At 58.2% G+C, this 10,122-nt stretch carries 9 protein-coding genes and 1 tRNA gene; 6 read left to right on the top strand and 4 right to left on the bottom strand.

Annotated features, from left to right (window positions below):
- The 3 genes from P792_RS0119060 to P792_RS28575 form a co-directional block, all read left to right on the top strand.
- Positions 1-473: hypothetical protein (locus P792_RS0119060; protein WP_031240823.1), on the top strand; the 473-nt coding region annotated here is incomplete at its 5' end.
- A 154-nt stretch (positions 474-627) separates the two neighbouring features.
- Positions 628-897: a hypothetical protein gene (locus tag P792_RS28580; protein ID WP_023978747.1), complete on the top strand. Its 270-nt coding sequence runs from the start codon at positions 628-630 to the stop codon at positions 895-897.
- 426 nt (positions 898-1,323) lie between these two features.
- Positions 1,324-1,530, top strand: a complete 207-nt coding sequence (locus P792_RS28575) for a hypothetical protein (protein ID WP_023978746.1) — start codon at positions 1,324-1,326, stop codon at positions 1,528-1,530.
- A 1,806-nt stretch (positions 1,531-3,336) separates the two neighbouring features.
- Here P792_RS28575 and P792_RS37995 read toward each other — a convergent pair.
- The 4 genes from P792_RS37995 to P792_RS28555 form a co-directional block, all read right to left on the bottom strand.
- Positions 3,337-3,570, bottom strand: a complete 234-nt coding sequence (locus P792_RS37995) for a hypothetical protein (protein ID WP_023978744.1) — start codon at positions 3,568-3,570, stop codon at positions 3,337-3,339.
- 480 nt (positions 3,571-4,050) lie between these two features.
- Positions 4,051-4,125, bottom strand: a tRNA-Val gene (locus tag P792_RS28565).
- A gap of 67 nt (positions 4,126-4,192) precedes the next feature.
- Positions 4,193-6,079, bottom strand: a complete 1,887-nt coding sequence (locus P792_RS28560) for a hypothetical protein (protein ID WP_023978743.1) — start codon at positions 6,077-6,079, stop codon at positions 4,193-4,195.
- Between the two features lie 48 nt (positions 6,080-6,127).
- Complete coding sequence (locus P792_RS28555) at positions 6,128-7,057, bottom strand: mitochondrial fission ELM1 family protein (RefSeq protein ID WP_023978742.1); 930 nt, start codon at positions 7,055-7,057, stop codon at positions 6,128-6,130.
- A gap of 45 nt (positions 7,058-7,102) precedes the next feature.
- Between P792_RS28555 and P792_RS28550 the strand changes: the two genes are divergently transcribed.
- From P792_RS28550 to P792_RS0119055, 3 genes are all read left to right on the top strand, one after another.
- Positions 7,103-8,227, top strand: a complete 1,125-nt coding sequence (locus P792_RS28550; RefSeq protein WP_023978741.1) for a DEAD/DEAH box helicase — start codon at positions 7,103-7,105, stop codon at positions 8,225-8,227.
- Between the two features lie 47 nt (positions 8,228-8,274).
- Positions 8,275-9,450 (top strand): acetylornithine deacetylase, encoded by a 1,176-nt coding sequence (gene argE, locus P792_RS28545; protein ID WP_031240821.1) that lies wholly within the window; start codon positions 8,275-8,277, stop codon positions 9,448-9,450.
- Positions 9,447-10,122 (top strand): succinylglutamate desuccinylase/aspartoacylase family protein (locus tag P792_RS0119055; protein ID WP_200863473.1); only part of this gene is annotated, 676 nt, incomplete at its 3' end. The genes argE and P792_RS0119055, both read left to right, overlap by 4 nt.

Below are 10,122 nucleotides of genomic sequence, written 5' to 3'. Positions count from 1 at the left end.
GAGATGCTGACTCACGCTACGCGACGGCTACCGCGCTATCCTCAGCTGTCGCGGGTGAACAGGCACGTGCAACCCAGGCTGAAAACAGCCAAGCCGATCAGATCACTGCGCTTCAAGGGTCGAGCGTGAGCAAGTCGAGCCTCTCGAACACCTTGAGCGCGTATCTCACGACCGATTCCGCCTCGCACAGCTACGCAACGCCTGCTTCTGTCTCAGCTGCGGTCGCCCCAAAACTCGATAAGGACGAGGCGGCTCGCACCTACCTGCCCGTCATTGGGGGGAGTGTCAGCGGCGCCATCAAGGGCGGCTACTATCTCCCGACGTGCTACACACAGGCCGAACTTCGAGCACTCCCTACCCCTCTGGGCATGGCGCTGGCCTGCTACTGGGATGCCAACAATCAGAACAAGGGTAATCTTGCCGTATATGCTCTGGGAGCATGGCGATGGGTTGGGTTGGGGTCTCCAATCTGATCACGATGGCCGCAAACCGGCTGGTTGAGCCTCTCAGTCATAGCGCGCCCGTTCCGTCGCTCCCCGGCTCTCAATTCGTACGCCTATCATTCGCGTCAACACAAGCTGAGCCTTGCGGAACGAGCGGCCTGCCCTCAACAATGGATACTCCCTCATGAATGAGGCCTATCAACCCCAACCATGGTGGGCCGCCGTCGTTGGGGGGATTCTTTTTACAATAAGATGGCTTATCGGGTTTGGGGCCTCCAATGCTCGCAGCATCATCGCTTCTCAACGCGAAGATCTTGCTCGCCTGAACGCCCGCGTGGACAAGCTCGAACAACGCGAAGAAGAAAACCTCCACCTGATTGAAGAACTGCGCCAGCAGAACGCTCTGCTGCGCGACCTGCTCTGGCGCTCGGGTATCGCTGTGCCGCAGACCTGAAACTGACGGATCATCGTAGCCATTAATGGCGAGGCCTGTGACCTGATCATCCCGTCACCTGAGAACTCGATTAAGGCTCTTGCTACCATTCTCGACGCGATCAGCGCGATCAAGGACGATGCCGACAAGCTCGAAACCGACATCAAGACGCTCGTTGTCGCCTTAAAGGGCACGAGCAGCGCAGCAGCAGAGACCGCGTGACGACTAACCTGATTGCCGGGGCCGTGGCATTCATCGTCGCGGCCATAGGTGCCTTACTCTGGTAGCTAACTGCGCGGGGAAGAACGTTACGTCTGTCAACACGTCCGAGGCCGCGAAGACCTCGGCTGGTGCGACGACGCTCAAGGCGCAATCAATGGCCCAAGCTCAGGCCGACAAGCCAGCAACGAGAGATGCCGTGTTGCAGCGGCTCGGGGATGGCACGGCATGAGAAGGCTCGCTCTCGGCGCCCTGCTGGCGCTCTCCGCCTGCTCGTCTGTGCAGTATGTGCCCTGCCCTACCCTTGTCACCTATTCCAAGGCCGATCAAGCGGCGCTTGCTGCGGAGATCAAGGCGAGCCCGAAACCGGAAACGGTGCGCTGGATTGGGGATTATATCGGCCTAAGGGATCAGGTGCGGGCTAGTCAGAAGTGAGGCGGCTCGGCCTTGAAAAGCACCGATTGCGAACCGAACCGCCCGCGCTTATGCATCGCGCCGCTCTCGTTACCGTGAGTTACGGAGTCGAGTAACGTTAAAATAACGACACGTCGAGGACTCGATGATCCCGGCGCCTCCCCAACATTACGAGCAGATTGCGGCAACTATACGTTCCGATATCGCATCGTTAATAGGTCAATAATGGCGTTCACACGACTTTAACCGTCTATGTTGAACGTTTAACAGCGCTCCATGACCAAGAACCTGACCCTGGCAGCGGTGGCTGCGGCCTTCTGGACCCTATCGACTACGACGAGCTCGGTTGAGGGTCTGGGCCCCACTTCAGATTTTCTGGCATTCTCAGCGCAGGCTATGTGCGTCATGTGGGTGCTCCACGGGCTCTTCCTGATTTTCAGACAGTCCGAGGATCACGATTTATCCTGATTCAAGCGCCGTTTGATCTCGGCGGCTCTGTGCTGTTGTCGCGATCCGCATTGCCCTGATGAGCCAGCGCGCGATGCGGCTGTTGTTGCTAAGATCACGGCAATTCCGAAGCTGACGCCAGTGCACTGGGTTGGTGCTTAAATGAGGTGTAGGCGTGTCAGGAGTGAGATTGCCAAAATATATATAAAGTATAGATATAATCCGAACAAATTTCATGTCGTACATAGTGACTTCTATAGGCATTCAGAAAGTATTATTATTTAGTCAATGTGTGGATAATCATATTTGGATATAAAACATCAATCATACTATAACGAATTTAGACACGGCAAAACTTCGCTGGTCAGACCAGACGAACAGCGCCCATCCTACGCATGATTTCGACCATCATCCTTCTTTAGCTTAGATATCCACATTCAGATCTTACCAAATTCTTCAACGAAGGAATCGCATGAGGGCTTGAGCGCGAACCTACGAGGGGTGGTACGGATTTGCATTTCGCGTGATGATACCAACCAGTAATAGGTATATAAAAATAATCGAAAGGGAAAATACTAGATAGTATGATGTTGATAGAGCGCCGCTTGTTATGATGGACAGCAGTACCATAGCGAACAATAAAATCCTTATATAATTGAATATAAGATAAGACCGCCTAGAGACAGTATATTTTTTTCCGATGACACCGAATGGACTTATTATGCGATTACTCAATTTTTCTCTCCATAGGAAAGGTCATCGAGATCACGATGACCTTTCCTTGATTCATGGATTAAACGAGGCGAATCCTTGACTCTGCATGTAGTATTGTCCGTATCCTGAGGCGAGAGCACCAATATTATTACCGAGCATCATTCCTGCCGCTCCTCCCGCGACAGCCCCGGGAATCCCAGCGATTTCTCGACCTACCGCCCCTCCGGCGATACCCAGAAGATCGCCAAATGAAGGGGACCACCATGACACCCCCGAACCCCCGACACTCATTCCCCAACGTTCCAGTTCTGTATCTCCCGGTCCGAATAGACCGGCGCCAGAAACTGACATTATCTCACTATCGTTTGAGATATTCGTTGTTTCTCCATTCCATTACAAATTTCAGATAGACACGCGTATCTTATATTATAAGAAATCATGGATTTTCATATATCAAGCGAACATATCCGGATTCTATAGAGAAAATTTAATTCAGTCTTGAAAATTCGTGTCTAGGTCCTTGGCTAATGCTCGTCAAAATCCATAGAGATTGAGGCAATGTTGCCGACTGGAGGCAGTACTCGTTCGGATGGACTGGTACCACGAATATGCTGCGAGCCTCTGTGGGATCGCGCTGGCGGCTTCGCAACGTAGAAATAGATTCCTTCACCGCCATGCCACCGAGTAATCCGGCGCCTGATGCGCGGGCGCTCCTGGGCCCCGATGCGGCCACATGTTCAAGCGCTTCAACTGCTCAGTGATCTTCTGGGCAAGCGCGTCCATCTCCGCCCCGGTCATCTTCGCGTTCACACGCCTCGGCTTGCCTCGGTAGTCGAGGCAAATCGACATACGGATGGCGAATGTCACGTCTTCTTCGGAGGCCGGGGTCAGGTCTATCATGAGCGAGAACAGAACGCGAACAAGAGCGGGCGTCAATTAAAACCGCCCGCACAAGCAAAGGGCGGCCCGAAAGCCGCCCCTGCCTATCTCCACCACGATGATTCAGCGCCCCGCTTGGGTCACTGAAGAGACGCGACGCGTAACCCCTCTCGAACAAGGGTGCCGATGCTGCGTGCCGGGCTTGATACCGGCTGCCAACGAGACCCTCGGATATCGTATCCTAGGGGTGGGCATGACGCTGGCTTGCAAACCAGCCCTCTCGCATTGAGTTCAAAGCGTGTCCATCCACGCCGTCGCAGCCCTCGCAGAATCGCACGATCTGGCGAGGCAGTACAAAAAGAAACGACTCGCGGAAAGTGGCACGGATCTGGCACAGCTTGACACGATATGACTCGGCTCGGAGTGTACCGGAATAGACCGAAACGGACCGAGACCCGGAGTGTCTAATCTTCAAAAAACGCTGATTTCTGCGGGTGAGGATGGTGGGTGCGACAGGGATTGAACCTGTGACCCCTGCCGTGTGAAGGCAGTGCTCTACCGCTGAGCTACGCACCCATCCTGCGGTGCCGCGTCTCTAGCAAAGGCCCGATGACGCGGCAAGGTGGAAAATGATAAAAAAGGATCAGAACCCGAACATATGGTCGAGCGAGAACCCTGCCGAAGCATTGCGCTGGCCATGATAGCCGAACAGACGGCAGCTCAGATCGCGGATCAACACATAGCCGCCGATTCCTGCCTCGGCCAGCTTTTCAGCACCGAAGATCTCATGCGGCCAGACCATATAGGAGCCCGATGGATTGATGCTGATCCTGCGGCGTTCCAGCTCGACACCATCGTTCGAATAGAGATGCAAAATCGTCTCTGAGGGCGCCGTTCCCTCAACCGAGGCCGGATGGATCAGGCAGGAGAAGCTTTCATGGCCCTCCTGACCGAGCTTGAGAAAAAGACGTGTCGTCAGACCCGGCGGCGGACCGGCGTAGGATTGCGGCTCGCTACGCCACGTCATGAGAGTGTTGAAGATATGTCCGCCAAAGCTGGTCTCTGCCGCGTGGCCATTCTCGCGGTTCTCGTAGCGCATCAGGGCGTGCATCCAGCCATCCCCCTCGCCACCGCCGCGGAAATCATACACGAGGTCGGCATGGCCAGCGCAGTCAGTCAGCTCGTGCAGGGCAATTGCTGTCTCATGATTGCGCGGCAGATTGCCCAGAAACTTCTGTTTGATGAGCGTCCCTTCATCATCGAAAACATCGAGACGCAGCGGGAGGCTGGTGATCTTCTCCGACATCGGGTTCGGCTGCACCACGCTGGTGAAGCGCCTGGGGTCGAGAATGGGGAAAGGCAACACAAACCCACGGCCCATCGAAGGCGGCAGCTTGCGCAACGCTGGTTCAGGTACGAGGTCACGACGCTCAACGTTCAGATGGGCGATACGGGTCAGGGCCCCTTCTGTAATCTCGTAGCGTGGCCGTACGATGTGATTACCCGAACGCAACTCAAGCTGGGCCGGCCAGGCGATATCCTTTACGAGCGCACCCACATCGAGCGCATAGGTAGAGAATGGGCCAACCTCGATCGCAACCGGGAAATGCGTCTCCTCGCCCATCTGGTTGAGCGTGATGGCACCTGCCGGAATGGGCGTTGCATGGCTGTTCTGGATCCAGAGAATCAGCGCCTCACCGGGGCGCGGTGCCGGCAGCGTTGCGAAACGCGGTGATGGCCAGGCATTGGCGTCATGCGTGACCGAGAGGCTGAGTTCGCCATTCTTGCCATAAGTGTCGAGCGCATATTTCACGACATCATGCCCACGCGCACCGAGCACATGAACGAAAAGCTGACCGCAGAAAGCCGGCAGATCGAAACGCGCCCGCACCACGGCACTGTCCACAACAATACCGGCAGGCGCGTCGGGAATTTCCTCTTCCCATTCAGCCAGGATCTCGCCCTTGTCGTCATAAAGGCGGAACCAGTAACGCACATCGGTCGCGTCATAATTGCACCAGTAATTCGCCGTGACGAGCCGTGTGCTGAAGCGCTCATCATCACGGAAGAACGCAAAGTTCGTCGCGAAATTAAGCTTGTCGAGATAGTTGCGCGGATTGCTCAGCATGGAGTCCGGCAATTTTGCGGGCTCCAGAGAGAAAATCTGCTGATCGGCATGGGTGACGCGCGCGAGGCGCGACAACATCTTTTCATGCTCGAAGGAGAGGGCAAGCACCTGCCTGGCGTAGGAGGATGAAAGGTCCGTCAGGGCCAGCTTCTCGCCGCCTAGCCCATCATCCTTGCCCACCTGCTCGCTGTCATGCGTGTAGACACCGCAGGAAGGCGTGAGTCCGGGGTACAGGGCGACCAGCGTACGCAGCACATTGCCCGGGTCATAAACCGCAAAGCCACCTCCAGCCGCCAGTGTCGCTTCCAGTCGCCTCAGAGCCTCGCTCGCCAAGGGATGCGCAAGCGCCTTGTAGAGGATGTTTCCGCCGCCCTGAGCGTCGAAGGTGATGATATCGAGCATGGTCGTCCTGTACCCGTTTTCTTTATTACGGACCCCGCCACTCCTTGTTCAGAGAGCGAGACGCCGACGCATTTCATCGGCCGCTCTGCCGGTATCGTCAAGCGGCGTTATAGCCCACGGCTCCCACGCCCCCGTGAACGGACGGACGCGCCCGGCCTCGGCCAGTGTCTCGACAAAGGTCCGGATGCGCCGTGAGCGCCCCGGCAGATCAATGATCAAGACTGGCGCTGTCGTGGCGGCGGCCTCCGAGATCATGGACACGCTGTCCGTCGTCACGGCAATCATATCGGCACAGGCAAGCATACCGAGATAGGGGTTATCCCCCTGCCCGTCCCATATCATGGCGCATGACGGATCCAGCGCCTCGCGCAACATCGCCAAAGCTGCCGGATCGGTTCGGCGTGAGGGTGTAAGGGCAATCGTTACATCCTGCGTCCGGGCGATCCCGGCAAGCTGTGCGCCGAGTGTTGCTGCTTCATTGACGCCAAAACTGAACCGGCCATTCGCGCCGCCAATCAGAACGGACAAGAGGGCCTTTTTGCCTGTTCGCAGCCTGCCCTCCCACAGGGTCCGGGCGTCGGACAGCTTTGCAGGGGTCACGCCATGCAGGGCGGTTCGGGCCGCCACGACATTGGGTCCGGCCATGCGATCATGAACATTGGCCACAATCAGGTCGAAGCGTGCCGCATCCATGCGGGGGTTCTGTATCTGCACCAGCGGCAGGCCGGTGCGCTTTTTCAGCGCTGCCCCGACTGCCCCGCCTGTCCCGCCAACGCTGACAAGCAGGCGGGTGTCGCCCGGCAGCACGATCGGTGCCGTAGCCCGCAGCGGGTCGGGGCAGAATCTCGTGGGGATACGGCGCCAGACTCCTCCGATCCGCACGGGATGAAAATGCCATTCCAGCCCCGCACGCTCGATAAGACCGCTCGCCTGGGCGCGCATTCCGGCAAAATCTTCAGCAATGATGGCTACACTCATAACTCGGTAATTCCTTCACCGGCAGAACTTTGGCAAGAAGCATCCATGAGTGATGTTCAAGATCCTGCCGCCTTTCCATTCGACCCGCTGGTCAGCGCGGGCCTCAAGCAAGTAGGCATAGAGAAACCCAATGAGGTGCAGACCCGCGTCTGGCCCGAACTGAATGACAGGCGCGATGTGCTTCTTGTGGCACAGACCGGCTCTGGAAAGACCGCGGCTTATGCGGCACCCGCCTTCCAGCGCCTTCTGTCGCTCTCCGCAGAACGGCAACCCGGCGCACCCCGTATACTGATTCTGGCCCCGACCCGTGAGCTCGTGACCCAGATCGCCGGTGTATGCCGCCAGATCGGCAGACGCCTGCCCTTTCGCACGCGTCTGCTCTGCGGCGGCCTCCCCAAGGATGCGCAGATCAAGGCACTGGCAGAGGGCGTGGATATTGCGGTTGCCACCCCCGGCCGCCTGATCGACCTCCTCGCCAGCGGCGCCTGCAGGCTCGACCTTGTCAGCATGCTGATCGTGGATGAGGTAGACCAGATGCTCGACGAGGACTTCCTCGCGGCAATGGATGATATCATCCTGCATCTGCCGCAGGAACGTCAGGCCATGCTGTGCTCTGCGACGCTGCCGCCCACGGGCCGCGCCCTGGCCAGTCGCCTGCTTCACAAACCCGTCACGCTTGAATTCGAAAGCCAGACCGTCACGCCGCGTCGCATCAAGCAGCGCGCCATGTTTGTTGAGGCCGAGGAAAAGCTGGCCACCCTCACCCACCTGTGTACCGAAACCGAGGGACGCCAGATCGTGTTCCTGCGCACAAAGGCCTCGGTGGACCAGATTGGAAAGCATCTGCGCAAGGCAGGTCTGCCCGTTACAACGCTGCATGGCGATCTGGCACAGGGCGCACGCCAGAAGGCGGTAGAGGCCCTGCGCAGCGGGCGATCCATGATCCTGCTCACAACGGATGTCGCAGCCCGAGGGCTCGACATTGATGATGTGGCGCTCGTCCTCAATTACGATCTGCCCGAGAAGGCCGAAACCTATGTGCACCGCATTGGCCGCACGGCGCGGGCAGGCAAGCGCGGTGCGGCGCTGTCCTTCTGCACGCGTGATGAGCGGCTCTTGCTGAGAGCGATCGAAAAGGAGATCGGCTACCGTATCAGCATCGTTTCCTGAGTTACACGGCCTTGAGGTTTTTGACAGGCAGGGTCTAAACTCTCCCGATGACCGCTCCCAAGGCCCAGACGATGGACATCATTGCGATTCTGGAAAAGCTTGTCTCGTTCGATACGACAAGCCGTCATGCCAATGCGCCCCTCATCGACTGGATTACTGCGCTGCTCGATGAGCAGGATGTGCCCTATACGCGCAATCGTGGGCCAGAAGACGGCAAATGGAACGTTCATGCCATTATCGGCCCGGCAACTCCCGGTGGTCTGGCCTTGTCTGGTCATGTCGATTGCGTGCCCGTCGAGGGACAGGACTGGTCTCGTGATCCTTTCAGCCTCACCCGGCAGGACGAGAGACTCTACGCGCGCGGCGCCACCGACATGAAGGGGTTTGTGGCCGCCATGCTGGCTGCCATACCCCGGATCCGAAGCCTGCCCCTGTGCAAGCCTGTCCATCTCTTCTTCACCTTCGATGAGGAAATCACCTGCAACGGTGCCCGCTATCTGATCGAGGATGTCATCTCACGCGGCCTGATGCCCGATCTGTGCGTGATTGGTGAGCCGACCATGCTCGCGCCGATCATCGCCCATAAAGGGCGATTCACAGTGCGCGTCGATATCCGGGGCCGCCCCGCCCATTCCTCCCAGCCTGCGCTGGGCGTCAACGCGCTTCACGCCATGGGGCGTGCCATCGCAGCACTTGCGGATATGAGCGACGCTTTTGAACGTGATGGCCCCCATGTCAGCGGCTTCCTGCCCGATCACACAACCATGCAGGTCGGGCTCGCCAGTGGTGGCAGCATTCTGAATATCGTGCCCGACCAAGCCAGTTTCGAGCTTGAATGGCGTGCCGTACCGGGTGACGACAACGCCGCAATTTTCCAGTCCATCACAGAGCGCCTTGCGCCAATCGACGCAGCCCTGCGCATGGCCGATCCGTCCTGCGGGCTGACACTGACGCCCCTTGTCGACCTCTCGCCCCTGAACCTCTCACCCACATCGCCCCTCGTCTCGCTTTTGCAGCAGATTACGGGGCGCAACAGCGCGGGCTATGTCTCTTACGGGACGGAAGCCGGTATCTATCAGCAGGCCGGGCTCGAGACGATCGTGTGTGGCCCCGGTGATATCGCCCAGGCGCACAAACCCGATGAATGGATCACAATAGACCAGCTGGCGCGATGTGAAACCATGATCGACCGCCTTGTCAGACAGGTCTGTCTTGCCGCATGAGTTGCGGGGCATCACCGCGTGATCATCACCCTGTCCGCAGGCGGCGGCAGCGCCTCCTGCCCAGCCTGGCGCTGCCGCGTCGCCTTCCGGAATTCCCAATCCTGATCGACCCACCTGATCTCTCACCGTGGCGGGCCGGCAATAACGGGATAGCCGGTGTCATTGAGCGCGAGAGCCCCGTACCAGGGCCGGAAATCGCGGTGATTTCCCTCATCCACGGCAATGAGTTCGCTGGCGCCGCCGCTGCCGACCGTCTGCTCAGGGAGGATATCAGGCCCCTTTGCGGAACACTGCGCATCGTATTTGCCAATATGGCCGCCTTCGAACGTTTCGACCCGTCAAACCCGACCGCTTCGCGCTTCATCGGTGAAGACCTCAACCGTGTCTGGTCCAATGACAGGCTGAACCAGAAGCCTGGTTCGATTGAAATGGAGCGGGCACAGGAGTTGCTGCCCGTCATCCAGCGCAGCGACATGCTGCTCGATCTCCATTCCATGTTATGGGATTCGTCACCTCTTTTCATCTCGCCGCAGACAGAACGCTCCATCACACTGGCGGGTCTCCTCTCGTCGCAGGCCGACACGCCCTTTTTGACCTTAACCGATCTCGGGCATGTTGGAGGCGCAAGGCTGATTGAGCAGGAGCGTTTCATGGCTCCCGGCGGCACAGGGC

It is taken from the genome of Asaia sp. SF2.1 (assembly GCF_000505765.1).
GTDB lineage: Bacteria > Pseudomonadota > Alphaproteobacteria > Acetobacterales > Acetobacteraceae > Asaia > Asaia bogorensis.
This window is presented reverse-complemented; position numbering and strand designations above follow the sequence as displayed.